13 protein-coding genes are annotated in these 14,455 nt (G+C 72.9%); 10 read left to right on the top strand and 3 right to left on the bottom strand.

All coding sequences use genetic code 11. The features are described 5' to 3' along the window. The first annotated feature begins 148 nt into the window (after window positions 1–148). Window positions 149–706: a GNAT family N-acetyltransferase gene (locus ACWF9Z_RS32630; protein ID WP_453608382.1), complete on the top strand. Its 558-nt coding sequence runs from the start codon at window positions 149–151 to the stop codon at window positions 704–706. Between the two features lie 21 nt (window positions 707–727). Here the strand turns inward: ACWF9Z_RS32630 and ACWF9Z_RS32625 are convergent, their stop codons facing one another. After that, complete coding sequence (locus ACWF9Z_RS32625) at window positions 728–3,121, bottom strand: bifunctional serine/threonine-protein kinase/ABC transporter substrate-binding protein (protein ID WP_453608379.1); 2,394 nt, start codon at window positions 3,119–3,121, stop codon at window positions 728–730. A 217-nt stretch (window positions 3,122–3,338) separates the two neighbouring features. Here ACWF9Z_RS32625 and ACWF9Z_RS32620 point away from each other — a divergent pair, with 217 nt between their 5' ends. The 9 genes from ACWF9Z_RS32620 (at window position 3,339) to ACWF9Z_RS32580 (ending at window position 10,987) form a co-directional block, all read left to right on the top strand. After that, entirely contained in the window at window positions 3,339–3,782 is a 444-nt protein-coding gene (locus tag ACWF9Z_RS32620; RefSeq protein ID WP_453608377.1) for a methyltransferase domain-containing protein, read from the top strand. Between the two features lie 217 nt (window positions 3,783–3,999). After that, on the top strand, window positions 4,000–4,833 hold the full coding sequence (locus tag ACWF9Z_RS32615) for a CAP domain-containing protein (RefSeq protein WP_453608375.1): 834 nt from the start codon (window positions 4,000–4,002) through the stop codon (window positions 4,831–4,833). Between the two features lie 237 nt (window positions 4,834–5,070). Further along, window positions 5,071–5,637, top strand: coding sequence for a hypothetical protein (locus tag ACWF9Z_RS32610; RefSeq protein ID WP_453608372.1), 567 nt, complete (start codon window positions 5,071–5,073; stop codon window positions 5,635–5,637). Between the two features lie 299 nt (window positions 5,638–5,936). Then, a complete protein-coding gene (locus tag ACWF9Z_RS32605; RefSeq protein ID WP_453608370.1) occupies window positions 5,937–6,701 on the top strand; it encodes a thioredoxin family protein in 765 nt (254 codons plus the stop codon). Next, a complete protein-coding gene (locus tag ACWF9Z_RS32600; protein ID WP_453608367.1) occupies window positions 6,698–7,321 on the top strand; it encodes a TlpA disulfide reductase family protein in 624 nt (207 codons plus the stop codon). Before ACWF9Z_RS32605 ends, ACWF9Z_RS32600 begins: the two co-directional genes overlap by 4 nt. Then, window positions 7,318–8,103, top strand: a complete 786-nt coding sequence (locus tag ACWF9Z_RS32595) for a cytochrome c biogenesis CcdA family protein (RefSeq protein WP_453608364.1) — start codon at window positions 7,318–7,320, stop codon at window positions 8,101–8,103. The genes ACWF9Z_RS32600 and ACWF9Z_RS32595 overlap by 4 nt, the downstream gene beginning before the upstream one ends. Window positions 8,104–8,174: 71 nt before the next feature. Next, on the top strand, window positions 8,175–8,747 hold the full coding sequence (locus ACWF9Z_RS32590) for a hypothetical protein (RefSeq protein WP_453608361.1): 573 nt from the start codon (window positions 8,175–8,177) through the stop codon (window positions 8,745–8,747). A gap of 129 nt (window positions 8,748–8,876) precedes the next feature. After that, on the top strand, window positions 8,877–9,602 hold the full coding sequence (locus tag ACWF9Z_RS32585; protein WP_453608358.1) for a response regulator transcription factor: 726 nt from the start codon (window positions 8,877–8,879) through the stop codon (window positions 9,600–9,602). Then, complete coding sequence (locus ACWF9Z_RS32580) at window positions 9,599–10,987, top strand: ATP-binding protein (RefSeq protein ID WP_453608355.1); 1,389 nt, start codon at window positions 9,599–9,601, stop codon at window positions 10,985–10,987. The genes ACWF9Z_RS32585 and ACWF9Z_RS32580 overlap by 4 nt, the downstream gene beginning before the upstream one ends. A gap of 48 nt (window positions 10,988–11,035) precedes the next feature. Here the strand turns inward: ACWF9Z_RS32580 and ACWF9Z_RS32575 are convergent, their stop codons facing one another. Continuing rightward, window positions 11,036–12,307 carry an acyltransferase family protein gene (locus tag ACWF9Z_RS32575; protein ID WP_453608352.1) on the bottom strand — a complete coding sequence of 424 codons (1,272 nt, stop codon included), beginning with the start codon at window positions 12,305–12,307 and terminating at the stop codon, window positions 11,036–11,038. After that, complete coding sequence (locus ACWF9Z_RS32570) at window positions 12,304–14,385, bottom strand: bifunctional polysaccharide deacetylase/glycosyltransferase family 2 protein (protein ID WP_453608391.1); 2,082 nt, start codon at window positions 14,383–14,385, stop codon at window positions 12,304–12,306. The genes ACWF9Z_RS32575 and ACWF9Z_RS32570 overlap by 4 nt, the downstream gene beginning before the upstream one ends. Window positions 14,386–14,455: the final 70 nt, after the last annotated feature.

The following is a 14,455-nucleotide window of genomic DNA, read 5'->3' as shown; positions in this document are numbered from 1 at the left end:
CGCGTGGGGGGGGCCCCCCCCCCCCCCCCCCGCGGGGGGGGGGCCCCCGGGGGGGGGCCCCCCCCGCGCGGCGGACGTGGTGATGCCGGCCCGGTCCGCACGCCGGTAGCCTGCCTCGTCACGATCAGGCCAGAAGGGGTCCCTCAACATGACCAGCACATCGTCGTCGTTTCCCGAACGGATCGAGATCGCGCAAGAAGGTCTCGTCCTGCGCGACTGGACGGAGACGGACCTGGCCGCGATGCCGGAACTCTTCGACCATCCCGACATCGCGTACTGGACGCCGATCGTCTCCCCGTTCGACGACGCGGCCGCCCGCACGCGCCTGGACCGCGCCCGGAAGCTGCGCGCGGACGGAACGGCGATCCTCCTCGCCATCACCGTCGACGGCGGCGCCCCGCTCGGCGAGGTGATGCTCCGGCGCGCCCCCGAAGGAACCGAGATCGGCTACGCGGTCGGTCCGGCCCACCGGGGCCGGGGGCTGGCCGTGCGGGCGGTGCGGGTGATGGCCGCCCATGCCTTCGAACAACTGGGGGCGGAGCAGGTGATCCTGGAGCTGGAGGCCGCGAACACCGCCAGCGTCGCCGTGGCCCGGAAGGCGGGCTTCCGGCTGCTCGACGTCCCACTGATCACCGGCGAGGAGAAGGGACGCCCCTTCGAGCTGCAGACGTGGGGTCTCAACCGCCCCGGATCCGCCCCGGCATGAGAAACCCCGGACGCGGACGGGTCAGGGGGTGCGGGGTCCGCTCTTCACGGTCGTCCAGCTGCCGCCCTTCACCGCGTACACGGTCAGTTGGCGGTTGACGGTGTCGCCGTACTCGTCGAAGGCCACGCGACCCGTGACCCCGTCGAACGCCAGCCCCGACACGGCCTGCGCCATCTTCTCCCGGGCATCCGGGGGGAGGGTGCCGCCGTGGGCCTCCACGACGGCCTTCACCGCCTCGATGACGGCCCAGGTCGCGTCGTACGCGTAGGGGCCGTACGAACCGGCCGCCTCCGGGTATCCCGCCTTCTGGTACTGCGCGAGGAAGTCCCCGCCCTTGGCCAGCGCTTCGGCGGGAACGCCGATGCCGGTGGCGAGGTCGCCCTCGGCCTTCGGGTTCGTCGTGATGAACTGCTGGTCGAAGACGCCGTCGCCGCCCATCAGGGGGATGGTCACGCCCGCCTGCTTGAGCTGCTGGGAGAGCGGCCCGGCGGTGGTGTGGTAGCCGCCGAAGTACACGGCGTCGGCGCCGGAGCTGCGCACCTGGGAGGCCAGGTAGGAGAAGTCGTCTTGCGCGGGATCGACTCGGTCCGTACCCACGACGGTCCCCCCGAGCTTCGTGAACTCGGCCCTGAGACCGGAGGCGAGCCCGGTGCCGTAGGCGCTGCCGTCGTCGACGACGTAGAGCTTCGTCTTTGCGGCCCCGTCGTGGAGGTAGCGGGCGGCGAAGGGCCCCTGGTCGACGTCCGTGGCGACGGTACGGAAGTAGGTCTCGTACGGGCGGGACTTGGCGTTCGTGGCCCACTGAGGGCCCAGCGTCAGCACGGGGTTGGTGTTGGCCGGTGACACGTTGACCAGGTTCGCCCGTCCGAGCGGTTCCGCCATCGTCTGCGCGACCGAGGAGTTGACCGGCCCGACGATCCCCAGCACCTTCTCGTCCGCGATGAACCGCGCGGCGTTCGCCTGGCCCTTGGCGGGAACGGCCTCGTCGTCCAGGGCTCTGATCTCGAAGTTGACGCCGGGTACGTGACGGGTCTGGTTGGAGGTCCTGACCGCGAGGTCGGCGGAGTTCTTGATGCCGAGGCCCATGGCCGACAGGTCACCGCTGAGCGGCGCGTCCACCCCGATGACCACGGTGACGGGGGAACCCGCGGAGCCGCCGCCCGCCCCGCCGTCGGGCGGGGTGTCACGGGTCAGCTTCCAGGTCAGCACGGAGCCGGCCACGAGCGTGGCCATGGCCACCGCCAAGACGGCCGAGCGCCGCGTGAGGCCGGGCCGCCGGGCCGACGTCGCCCCGTCCCGCCCCTGGCGGTCCGTTCCGCCGAGCGGGAACACGTCCTCGGCCGGGGGTACGGCCACGGGCGGGCTGGTCGGCCGCTCCGGCACGGGTCGGCGGGGGGTGTCGGCCGTGTGCGCCGCATCCTTGGCCGTGGGCGTGGGCGTGGGCGTGGCCGTGGGCGTCGGCAGCGGTGACGGGGACGGGGACGGGGCGGGCTCCGCCGGGGTCCGGGCGTGCTCCGTCTCCGCCTCCGGGACGGGGGCCGGCCCGGGCCCGCGCGGGACGGCCTCCGCGGTCGTGTCCGCCCGGGACCGGGAGGACCGCAGCGCCGACGCCAGCAGGTCTGCGGCCTCGGCGGCACCGATGCGCTGCGCCGGGTCCTTGGTCAGCAGCGCGTCCAGCACCGGCGCCAGCGGGCCGGCGTGGGCCGGCGGCCGGTGGGGGCGGGTGAAGACGGCGACGGCAAGGGCGTGGAACCCGTCGGCCTCGAACGGCGGGTGCCCCTCGACGGCGTGGTAGAGGGTGGCGCCGAGCGCCCACAGGTCGTTGGCGGGAGTCGGGCGCTTGCCGTCCAACTGCTCCGGCGCCATGTACTGCGGGGTGCCGATGACGGTCCCGCTGTGGCTGAGCTTGGTCGTGGCGTCCGCGAGGTGGGCGATGCCGAAGTCGGTGAGGACGACGCGGTCCTTGGTCAGGAGCACGTTGTCCGGCTTGATGTCACGGTGGACGATCCGCGCGTCATGCGCTTCGTCGAGCGCGTCGAGCACGGCGGCCCCGATCTCCGCCACCCGCTGTACGGGCAACCGGCCCTGCCGGCGGATGGCCGCGGCGAGCGACTCCCCCCGGATGAGCTCCATGACGATGACGGGGGCGCCGCGGTGCTCCACGACGTCGTGGATGGTGATGATGCCGGGATGGCTGAGAGTGACCGCTGCCCGGGCCTCGCCGGTGAAACGCCGGAGCAGGGTCGCGCGGTCGCCGTCGTCCAGGCCCGCCGGGAAGAGGATCTCCTTGATGGCGACCTCGCGTCCGAAGAGCTGCTGGTCGATGCCCCTCCAGACCCGGCCCATGCCGCCCTGGCCGATGCGTTCGACCAGCTGGTACCGGCCGGCGATGAGTTCGGAGTTCTGCTCGGTCACGCGCACACTCTAGGACCTGATGGGCCGGTCGGGTGACGGAACCATGGCTTGATCACGCACCCCGGCCCGGTGGGCGCGATGAGGCGGCCGAGGGTGCGGGCCCCCTGCCCGTGGCGTCGCCGCCCGGCTGTCCGGATGGACCGTCCGACCTGGTGCGTGCCCAGGGCGGCGGGCCGGTCGTGGACGTGGGTGTGGGACGGGCAGGATCACAGGTCACTTGCGGAGGCTGGACCTGGACGCGTTCGGCATCGATGTGGCCCGTTGTGATCACCCCGGCGTGCGGTTCGACCTCGGTTCCATGACGGACCTCACCTTGGCCGATGCCTCGGTGACCGGCCTGGTCGCCTGGTACTCGCTGATCCACGTTCCTGACGCCGAGATCAGCTCGGTGCTCGCGCATTTCCGTCGCGTGCTCCGGCCCGGTGGGCCGCTGCTCCTCGGCTTCCATGTGGGCGATGAGTCGCAGTTGAAGACCGAGGGTTATGGCGGGCACCCGATGAAGGTCCATGTCCATCGCCGGCAGCACGACCGGACGATCGCCTGGCTCGACGAAGCCGGCTTCGCCGTCGAGGCCCACACGACCCTCACCTCGGCCGAGAGCAAGCTCGGAGGGATCATCCTCGCTCGCCGTCAGCCCTCGGCCACGCCGCGCTCGCCGTGAGCGCGGGCGGCACACGCGAAAAGGACGCCGCGGAGAGCGGCCACCGCTCCTTGCCGCGACGCGTCGACTTGGGGCCATTGCCCGGCTCGTCCCTGTTCCGATTCTGCGGGCTTCCTTAGGGGACCCTGAAGAACCCCTCCAGGGCGCTCTTTTCGCTGGTCACGACCCTAGGCTCGGGCGGACCCCGTCCTCCCCTCTCCAGTGAGGTGTTACCGGCATGAGCCGCAGCCGAACTCCCGGAACCCCGTCCCGCGTCGAGGCGCGCCGGAAGAAGACGGCGCGCACGCGCATCGTTCTGTGCGTCACCGCGGCCGCCGCGGCCGTGGCGGTCGGGGTCGCAGTGGCCGACTCCAGCGGTGACGACCACACGGACCAGCGGGCCGGCGGTGCGGCCGGTACGGCGTCCGCCGCGGGAGCGATGCCGACGGCGGCCCCCACTGACGCGGCCCCCACGGGCACCCCCGAGGCATCGGCCTCGATGAGCACCGGCCCGTCCGGGACGCCCGACACCGGCGCCACGGCATCGACCCCTCCGGCCGGTCCCGCGACACCGGCGAGCAGCGCTCCGGCCAAGTCGGCAGCGGCCCAGCCGGCCAAGCCGGCGCCCAAGCCCGCCCCCACGAAGAACGGCGGCTCCGGCGGCTCCGGCGGTTCGGGCACCGTCAACGCCGACGCCGAGTCCGCGGTCCTCGCCCTGGTCAACAAGGAGCGGGCGGCGGCCGGCTGCGGTCCCCTGGCGACCAACGCGAAGCTGAGCGCCGCCGCACGGACGTACAGCGACACCATGGCGCGCAGCGGCGTCATGTCCCACACCGGACCCGACGGGTCCACCATGGCCGGCCGGGTGGAAGCCGCCGGATACCAGTGGTCCCGCCTCGGCGAGAACATAGCCCGCGGCCAGGCCGACGCCGATTCGGTCATGAACGCATGGATGAACAGCTCCGGGCACCGGGCCAACATCCTCAACTGCGATTTCCGGGAGATCGGCATAGGCGTCCACAAGGGCGACGGCGGCCCGTGGTGGACGCAGGACTTCGGCACCGGGAAGTAGCAGAGCCCCCCAGCCCCGCCCTGCCCCGCCCTGCCCGCCCGTCCCGCCACCCGTCCGGCACAGCCCCACCCGCCCGCCGACCGGCGCCGGCACGACCTCCGACCCCTTCCGGGGACGGGGGACGTCGGCGTTTCCGGGCCGTCCGTCCATGCGCCCGCCGGCGCCCCCACCGGGCGGCCGTGGACGTTCGAGGGGGACCGGTGACGGGCCGCCCCGCGCGTCGGCCACTATGGGGCCGTGCCCCGAACTCCGCGCTACCTGCTCATATGGCTGTCGTGCACGGCGGCCAGCGTCACCGCCGTCCTCGCCACGGTCCAGTTCGTGGTCGGGTCGACCAGGCATACGCCCCCGGTCGCGCGCTCCGCCCCCGTGGTCATCGACACTCCCCCCGCCTGGCAGGCGGGCAGCCAGGCGCCGGACCAGCCCTCACCCACCGCGACCACCTCCGCGAGCCCCTCCCCCACGCCGACGCAGCCGCACTCCTCCTCCCCCGCCACCCCCTCCCGCGCCAAGGCCTCGTCGGGCGCCCCGGGGACCAGCGCTCCGAGGACCGGCGTCGACTGCGAGCAGGGCGGGGCGGGCCTGCACACCGTCCCCTCGCAGGGCGGCAAGGTCACGGTCCGGTACGGGGCCCGCGGCGTGTGCCTGATCTCGGCGGTGCCCAGCACCGGCTTCAAGGCGACCACCTCGCAGACCGCCGACGACACCCTCACGGTCACGTTCACCAGCGACGACCACCGGTCGGAGATCACGGCGACGGTCGTACCGGGGGCCAAGGCCAGCGTCCGCGAGACCTCGTTCTGAAGCCCGGTCACGGCAGCCGGTCCGCTGCCCCTTTTACGGGGGTTCACCGTCCTGTGTGTGCTCATGCACCGCGTTCCGCCGAAGGGGAAGGTGAGCTGTTCCTTAGGGCAACCTCAAGATCGCGCCGACGGGGTTCCGCGGGCCCCGAGCGGTCCTATGCTCGCGTCAGCCGAGTGGCCTCGGGCACCGGGGCAACAGCCCCGTGAACCGCGGGCCCCCGGTTTCACCGAGCCGGGGTGCGTCCAGCCCACCCCGCAGTCCGAACCTTGCCTTGGGGTGTCTCCGCCATGAGTTCTCGCATGCTCCGATCCGCCCGCACCGAACGCCGTACGACGCCTCCCCGCTCCGCCTCGCCCTTCGGGAGGCGCCTGCCCCTGGTCGCCGCGGCCGTGGTGGCGGCGGGGCTGACCGCCGCGTGCGGGCCCTCCTCCGAGCCCGCTGGGTCCTCCGCGCCGGTCGGCGCCGGGCAGTCGTCCACGGCGCTCCCCACCGGGACGGCGTCGGCGAGCACGTCCCCCGAGGCCTCCCCGACCGCGTCGCCCTCGCCGTCCGCGTCCGCCACCCCGGCCGGCGCCTCGCCGAGCCCCTCCCGCACCGGATCGGGATCGGGCGGCTCGGCCGCGACGCCCTCCAAGCCGCCGCGGACCTCCGCCGCGCCCGCGCCGGCCTCCGTACCGGGCCCCGGCTACGACAGTTCGGCCGACGCACAGAAGCTGATCGACGCCGCCCTGCGCGCGGCCAAGTCCGACGGGCGGCCCGTGCTGCTCGACTTCGGCGCGAACTGGTGCGGCAACTGCAAGGCCGCCGACAAGGTGTTCGCCCAGCCGCCGACCTCGGCGATCCTCGGGGCCTCGTACCACCTCGTCAAGGTCGACATAGGCGGCAACAGCTCCGCCAACTCGGCGCTCCTGCGCAAGTACAGCCCCTCGGGCGGGACGTACACGATGCCGGTCCTGGTGGTCGTCTCCCCTTCCGGCACGCTGCGCACCGACACCCATGTCACCGGCAACCCCTCCCTGACCTCGGAGGGCATCAACTCCTTCCTGCGCAAGTGGGCTTCGTGAGACGAGGGATACGGGCGGCCGCCGTCCCGGCCGGCGCCGGCCTCGCGGTCGCGGCGGGCCTGATCCTGGCCGGCGTCTGCACGGACGACGGCGGGGCATCGGGCGGCAGCGGGGCATCGGGCGGCGGCGGGCCGGTCGGGCTCAGGGCTGCCGCCGGGGCCACCGTCGTGGACCGGGGCGCCCGCGAGGAGACGCCCGCGCTGGCCGGCGACGACCTGGACGGGAATCCGGTCTCCCTGACCGGGTTCCGCGGCCAGGTGGTCGTCCTCAACGTCTGGGGTTCCTGGTGCGCTCCCTGCCGTGCGGAGGCCGACGACCTGGAGCGGCTCAGCCGGCAGACCCGGGGCGACGGGGTCCGGTTCCTCGGGATCAACACCCGGGACCGCGACCGGGCCGCGGCGCAGTCCTTCGTACGCGCGCACGACGTGAGCTTTCCCAGCCTCCACGACCCCACCGGCGAGCTCCTGCTCCGCTTCCCTCCCGCGGTGCTCAATCCGCAGGCGCTGCCCTCGACCCTCGTCATCGACCGCCGTGGACGGATCGCCGTCGCCATCGGCGGCGCCGTCACCGCCGAGCAACTGCGGCCCCTGCTCACCCGCGTGGTGGAGGAGGAGGGATGACGGCCGTCGTGCACGGGCCGCTCGCCGCTGCCGCGGACGTCTCCTCCCTCGTCAACGGAACGGTCCTGATAGCCGCCCCGGTGGCCTTCGTCGCGGGGCTCGTCTCCTTCCTCTCGCCCTGCGTGCTGCCGCTCGTACCGGGCTACCTCAGCTACGTGACCAGCCTGTCGGTCGCCGACCTGGCCGACGCGCGCGGCGGACGCCGCAGCCGCATGGCGACCGGCGCGCTCCTGTTCGTCCTGGGGTTCACGGCGGTCCTGGTTTCCGGAGGCGCCCTGTTCGGATACTTCGGCCGCACCCTGCTGGCCCATCAGGAGGTGGTCACGCAGGTGCTCGGCGTCCTCACCGTGCTCATGGGGCTGTCCTTCATGGGCTTCCTGCCGGGCTTCACGCAGCGGGAGTTCCGCAGCCACCGGCGCCCCGCGCTGGGCCTCGCCGGAGCGCCCCTGCTGGGGGCGGTCTTCGCGGTCGGCTGGACCCCCTGCATCGGCCCGACGCTGGCTGCCGTCCAGGCCCTCGCCTGGACCGGGGCGAGCGCGGGCCGCGGAGCCCTGCTGATGGCCGTCTACTGCCTCGGGCTGGGGCTGCCGTTCGTCCTGGCCGCGCTGGCCTTCCGCCGGGCCCTGAGCGCATTCGGCCTGGTCAAGCGCCACTACGCGTGGGTCCTGCGGATCGGCGGGGGCATGCTCGTGCTCGTCGGCGTGCTGCTGGCCACCGGCGTGTGGAACGACCTCGTCTACCGCATGCAGGTGTGGAGCGCGCACTTCAGCACGGCCCTGTAGGACCCGGGCGCCGTCCCCACCGGGGCCCGTCAGCCGATCCGGCACACCACTCGCGACGCAAAGGCACACACATGAACGTTTCCCCACAGGTGGGCCGCTCCCGGCGGGCCCGCATCGCGGCCGCCCTCGTCCCACTGGCCGCGCTCGTGGCCTGCGGCGGGGCACCCGCCGGGGCGTCCGGCGGCCCCGGCCCCGCGTCCACGACGCGGTTCTCCGAGAACGGGGTCACCGTCGCGCTCTCGCTGTCCGACTGGCACGCCTCCCAGGGAACCCTCACCGTGGTCTTCACGCCCGAGGCCAAGGGATTCCACCTCTACAGCACCGATGTGCCACCCACCGGCATCGAGGGCGTGGGCCGGCCGACCACGGTGGCCGTCACCGGCGCCCTGGGGGCGGAGGGCAAGCTGCGGGCCGCCGCGGAGGTACGGTCGATCGAGGTTCCCGGGGTCGACGCCCCCGTCCCCGTCTACCCGGACGGACCGGTCACCACGACGCTGGCCGTCCGCGCCTCGGGGAACGGGGAGGCGACGGTACTGCTCGGCTACGCGAGCTGCAGCACGCGCGACGGCTGCACCATCCCGGTGTCCGACCACCCCGTACGCCTGCGCGTCACGGACGACGGCCCGACGTTCGTCGCCCCGTAGCGGGCGTACGGGGCGGGCCCCGGCGCGCAGGCGGAGTTCGACGCCCCACGACACGGGCCCCCCACCCCGTGCGCCCCGAGGTGGTGACCTGTCCGCAGCCCGCCCCGGCCGAGCCCCTAAGGTGTCCGCATGCCGAGCGTCCTGGTCGTGGAAGACGACCCCAGCATCCGCCAGTCACTGATCGAGGTCCTGGCGGAGCACGGGTATGCCGTACGCAGCGCGGCCGACGGGTTCGGCGCGTTGCGGGAGGTCACGCAGTCACCCGTCGACGCGGTGGTCCTCGACCTGGGGCTGCCCGATCTCGACGGAGGGGACGCCCTGCGCATGATCCGCGGAATCTCCTCCGTACCCGTGCTGGTGGCGACCGCCCGCGACGACGAGGCGGAGATCATCAACCTCCTGAACGCGGGCGCCGACGACTACCTGGTCAAACCCTTCTCCGGCGGGCAGCTCCTCGCCCGCCTCTCCGCCGTCCTGCGCCGCACCAGCAGCGCGCCCCCCGCCGGCGGGGTCGCCGCCGGGGCGGCGGTCGCGTCGGCCGCCGAACCGCTGCGCCCCACCACCGTGGGCGAGCTGTCGGTGGACCCGGGCGCGCGCACCGCGTACCTGGCCGGACGGGAGCTGCGCCTCACCCGCCGGGAGTTCGACCTGCTGGCGTTCCTCGCCCACCACACGGGTCAGGTCGTCTCCAAACGGCGCCTGCTGACCGAGGTCTGGCGCGAGCCGTACGTGGACGACCAGACGGTCGACGTGCACCTGTCGTCCCTGCGCCGCAAGCTCGGCGAACGCGCGGCGGCCCCGCGCTACTTGCTGACCGTCCGCGGGGTCGGAATAAAGCTGGTGGCACCGCGTTGAGACGCTCACTGGCCGGCGTGGCGCTCGCCGTGACCTCCATGGTCGCCCTCTCCTTCCTCATCCCGCTGGCCGCCCTGGTGATGTCGCTGGTCAAGGAGCAGGGCGTCACCGCCGCCGAACAGCGCGCCGCCGCCCTGGCACCGGTCCTCACCCTGACCACGGATCCGGACGCCCTGCGGGAGTCCGCGGCGAGTCTGGACGCGGCGGAGCACCTGGTCGTCCATCTGCCGGGGGCGGGAGCCCTGGGCACGTCCAAGGCCCCCGCGGCCCTGCTCGAACGGGCGCAGCGGGGACGCGAGTCGATCTCGCAGGAGGTACCGGGCGGCTGGATCTGCCTGCAGCCGGTGGTGCTGCCGGGCGACGAGGTCGCCGTCATCGAGAACTTCGTGCCCGAGGCGGAACTCACCCGCGGGGTGAAGGAGTCGTGGGCGGTGATGCTCTTCCTCGCCGTGGGGCTGATCGCCGGTTCCGTCCTGGTCGCCGACCGCCTCGGCTCGAAGGTCGTCCGCTCCTCGAAGCGGCTCGCACAGGCGTCGCGCGCGCTCGGCCAGGGCGACCTGGACACCCGTGTGGACCCCATGGGCCCCAGGGAGTTGCGGGACGCGGGCGTCGCCTTCAATGCGATGGCCCACCGGATGAACGAGCTGCTCGCCGTCGAACGCGAACTCGTCGCCGACCTCTCCCACCGGCTGCGGACCCCTCTGACCGCCCTGCACCTGGCCTCGGAACGCATGGCCGGCACACCGGAGTCGGCCAGGGTCGAGGCGGCGGTCGGTGAGCTGGAGGCGGAACTCCAGTCCATCATCGCCACGGCGCGCACTCCGCTGGCCGTGGGCCCCATGGGCCAGGGCATGCTCGGTGCGGAACCGGCCGCGGGGCGGCCGGCAGGCGGGGCGAGGCCGTCCGGCCCCCGCTGCGAGGCGGCCGAAGTCGTCCGGCGCCGGACCGCCTTCTGGACGGTCCTGGCGGCGCAGCAGAACCGGTCCTGCTCCCTCGACCTCACACAGGAGCCGGCGGCCGTCGGCCTCTCCGACGACGACGTCGCCGCGGTGGTGGACGCGCTGATCGGGAACGTCTTCCGCCACACCCCCGCCGGGACCCCGTTCGGCGTCCGCGTCGTCCGCACGGCCCAGGCCGTGGAGCTGGTCGTGGAGGACGGCGGACCGGGCATCCCGGAACCGGACCGGGCGCTCTCCCGGGGGAGCAGCACCGCTTCCACGGGGCTGGGCCTCGACATCGCGCAACGGGCCGCGAGCGCAACGGGCGGCACGATGCGCATCACCCGCGGGCCGCTCGGAGGGGCGCACATCACGGTGACGCTCGCCCTCGCCCCGCCCGCCCCGTCCGGACACCGCTCCCGCATCTCCCGGCGCCGCAAGCGATAGGCCGTCCTCCCCTACGCCCACCGGCCCCGCATGCGCCGCGGCCCGGAGTCAGACGGCGGCCCGGCGCCTGCCCCGTTGGCGGCGCGGGTACGGGAAGAGCCGCGGCGAGCGCTTGGCGGCCACGTCCTCGACCCACCCGAAGGCCAGCACCAGCAGGCCGAGCAGCACGATGGCCACCAGCAGGGTGAACCAGGAGCTGGCCAGCAGCCACTGGAAGTTCCGGTAGAAGAAGTGGACGGTCCACAGGGGGTCGATCAGCGGGACGGCGACCACCAGCGCGGCCTCGTGCCAGAGGTAGACGCTGACCGCGCGTCCGTTGAGCAGGCTGACCAGGCCGTTCCAGCGTTCCAGTGGCTTGGGCCACCGCTCCCAGGACGGGCTGACGTGCAGCAGGAGGGCGACGAAGCCGAGGGACCACAGGGCCTGGGCGATCGGCCAGGACTCGATGTCGGTCGGTTCGCCCGGATCGACCGGCCGGGTCTGCAGGTACCAGAGGCCGGCCACCATGATCAGGGGCGCGATGGACGGCAGTACGTACTGCGGGATCTTCTTGAGCAGCCCCTCCTGATGGGCCATGCCGAGGATCCAGCAGGCGCCGAACGTGGCGAAGTCGTTGGCGGTCTCCCAGACCCGGCTGTAGACGAACTCCTGGTCGGCGAAGAACCCGTTCATGACGATCACCACCGCCAGGGGCGCGGACAGCGTCAGCTTCGGCCATCGTCGCAGTGCCCGGAGCATCAGCGGTGAGAGCAGGACGTACCAGAGGTAGGCCCGGAGGTACCAGAGCGGGACGGTGATCTGCGCGGCCCAGCTGTGCTCCACATGATGGTGGAAGCCGGCCAGTTCGTCCGCGTACGGCGGGGTGCTCAGCGGCAGGATCCAGAACGCCAGCTTGGCCCACCACCAGGTGGGGTGGCCCTCGGAGTCGGGGCCCCAGCCGTCGAGGATCTGGAGGGTGACCACGACGGCGCCGAACAGCCACATGGGCGGCAGCAGCCGGCGCAGTCGGCCGCGGATCACGCCGAGAGCGGGACGGCTGAGCGAGCGGGTCATCAGCGAGCCGGCCAGCGCGAACATCACGCCCATCGAAGGGAAGGCCAGGGGAAGCCAGAACCAGCCGAAGTTGTGGTAGATCACCACGCGGACCAGCGCCAGCGCGCGCAGCAGGTCCAGGTAGCGGTCCCGGCCGCCCGTGCGCGCGGCCGGTGCCTCCGGTTCCGGTGCCGTCTCCGGCTCCGGCTCCGCCCCCTGTCGCAGAGCGGCGGGAACTCTCAACTGGACGGTGTCGTGACCGCGCCCGAGCTCGATGGATGCGGTCACGGTCGGGCCTCCACGGGTACGGCTACCTCGCCGGTGCGCCGGAGCTTCTGCCAGCGCAGTCGGCCACCGGTCATCGCCGTGATCGCGGACTGCAACAGGACGATGTACATCAGCTGCCGGTAGACCAGTTGCTGGATCGGCAGGCTGATCAGGTGCCACGGCTTCTCGCGGTCCAGCCGGAAGGCGTACCAGGACAGTGCGCCCTGGAGCAGGATGAAGCCGCCCCAGCTGGTGAGGGTGACCGGGGCGTCCCCGAACAGCACGCCGTAGAGCAGGAACATGTCGACCAGCGGCGCCAGCATCGGGGCGACCACCCCGAACAGCACGACGAGCGGCAGCCCGATCCGGCCGAAGCGCCCGGCCGGGCCGCGGGAGGTCACGGAGCCGCGGTGCTTCCACATCGCCTGCATGCTGCCGTAGCTCCAGCGGTAGCGCTGGGACCAGAGCTGCTGGAGGCTGGCGGGTGCCTCGGTCCAGGCGCGGGCGTGCTCGGCGTAGACGATCCGCCAGCCGTCGCAGAGCACCGCGATGGTGATGTCGGTGTCCTCGGCGAGGGTGTCGTCACTCATCCCGCCGGCGCCTCGCAGGGCCTCCTTGCGGAAGGCGCCGACCGCGCCGGGGATGGTCGGGATGACTCCCAGCATGTCGTACATCCGGCGGTCCAGATTGTGGCCGAGGACGTACTCGATGTGCTGCCAGGCGCCGATGAGGCTGTCGCGGTTGCCGACCTTGGCATTGCCCGCGACCGCGCCGATCGCCGGGTCGCCGAAGGGCTGGACCAGCTCGCGCACGGTGGACGGCTCGAAGACGGTGTCGCCGTCCATCATCACGACGATGTCGTACGAGGCGGCCGCGATGCCGGTGTTGAGCGCGCTGGACTTGCCGCCGTTGACCTTGCGGATCAGCCGTACGAACGGCAGGTCCATCGCCTCGACGATGTCCGCGGTGCCGTCCGTGGAGCCGTCGTCGATGACGATCACCTCGATCGGGTGGTCGCAGGCGGCCAGGGAGTTGAGGGTGTTGGCGATGCACTCGCGCTCGTTGTAGGCCGGGACCAGTACGGTGACCGGCTCGGTGACGGGCCGCCCCCAGATGTCCCGCCGCTTGGAGCGGCGGGCGTGGATCGGTGCGAGAACGAGCATCAGCGCGAACCGGCCGAAGTTGAGGAAGCCGACGAGGGCCAGCAGCCAGACCAGCACCGGCAGGGTGAGCACGGCGACGTGCGTGGCCCAGATGAATCCCTTGCCCGCCCACAGCTGGAGACCGTGCACCGGCACGGTGGCGCTGGGGGCGCCCAGTGCCTCGGAGATGGTGGTGAAGCGGTAGCCCTGGGCCTGCAGCTTGTCGATGATCTGCCCGAGCGCGGTGATGGTCTGGGTGCGGTCGCCACCCGCGTCGTGCAGCAGGATCAGCTCGCCCGCACCGGGCTTGGAGGGCATCGCCGCCTTGACGATCTCCTCGACGCCGGGACGCTTCCAGTCGTCGGTGTCGCGGTCGATGAACGCGGTGAGGTAGCCGCGCGCGCCCACGTACTTGACCACCGGGTAGTTCCAGTCGTCCATCGCGGAGGCGTCGGAGGAGTACGGCGGCCGGAACAGCGCGCTGTGGACACCCGCGACACCGGCCAGGGCCAGCTGCGTCTGCGCCAGCTCCCAGCTGATCCGGGCGTGGGACTGGTACACGAGGTCGGGGTGCGTGAAGGTGTGCACGCCGAGTTCGTGGCCGCCCGCGACGATCTGCCGGATCAGCTCCGGGTTGCGCGTGGTCATCGCGCCGGTCACGAAGAAGTCGGCACGGATGTCGCGGTCCGCGAGCACCTTGAGAATCTTCGGCGTCCACTCCGGCGAGGGACCGTCGTCGAAGCTCAGCACGACGGTGCGGTCGGGGATGTGATAGCTCACGGGGTGCGCGTTCTTGGCGCCCCGCGCGTCGATGACCGGGCCACCCTTGAGCAGGCTCTGGGGCACGGTGTCCTTGTCGACCGAGATCGCGATCCGGGAGTCGTGGAACGCCTCGTTGGTGGCGAGGCCGCGCAGGACGAGGAGCGCGAGCAGGCAGGCCAGCAGCGACAGCGGCATGAAGAAGCGCAGCGGCGGGGCGGCCAGTCGGCGCGGCCTCGACAGGGACTGCCGGCGGCGCTGGTGGCGG

The organism is Streptomyces sp. NPDC054961, from assembly GCF_053609145.1.
This window is presented reverse-complemented; position numbering and strand designations above follow the sequence as displayed.

Bases quoted from the DNA above. Each gene is read 5' to 3' on its own strand.
- ACWF9Z_RS32595 (WP_453608364.1), top strand. From the start codon at position 7,318: ATGACGGCCGTCGTGCACGGGCCGCTCGCCGCTGCCGCGGACGTCTCC.
- ACWF9Z_RS32590 (WP_453608361.1), top strand. From the start codon at position 8,175: ATGAACGTTTCCCCACAGGTGGGCCGCTCCCGGCGGGCCCGCATCGCG.
- ACWF9Z_RS32615 (WP_453608375.1), top strand. From the start codon at position 4,000: ATGAGCCGCAGCCGAACTCCCGGAACCCCGTCCCGCGTCGAGGCGCGC.
- ACWF9Z_RS32605 (WP_453608370.1), top strand. From the start codon at position 5,937: ATGCTCCGATCCGCCCGCACCGAACGCCGTACGACGCCTCCCCGCTCC.
- ACWF9Z_RS32585 (WP_453608358.1), top strand. From the start codon at position 8,877: ATGCCGAGCGTCCTGGTCGTGGAAGACGACCCCAGCATCCGCCAGTCA.
- ACWF9Z_RS32630 (WP_453608382.1), top strand. From the start codon at position 149: ATGACCAGCACATCGTCGTCGTTTCCCGAACGGATCGAGATCGCGCAA.
- ACWF9Z_RS32570 (WP_453608391.1), bottom strand. From the start codon at position 14,385: ATGCCGCTGTCGCTGCTGGCCTGCCTGCTCGCGCTCCTCGTCCTGCGC.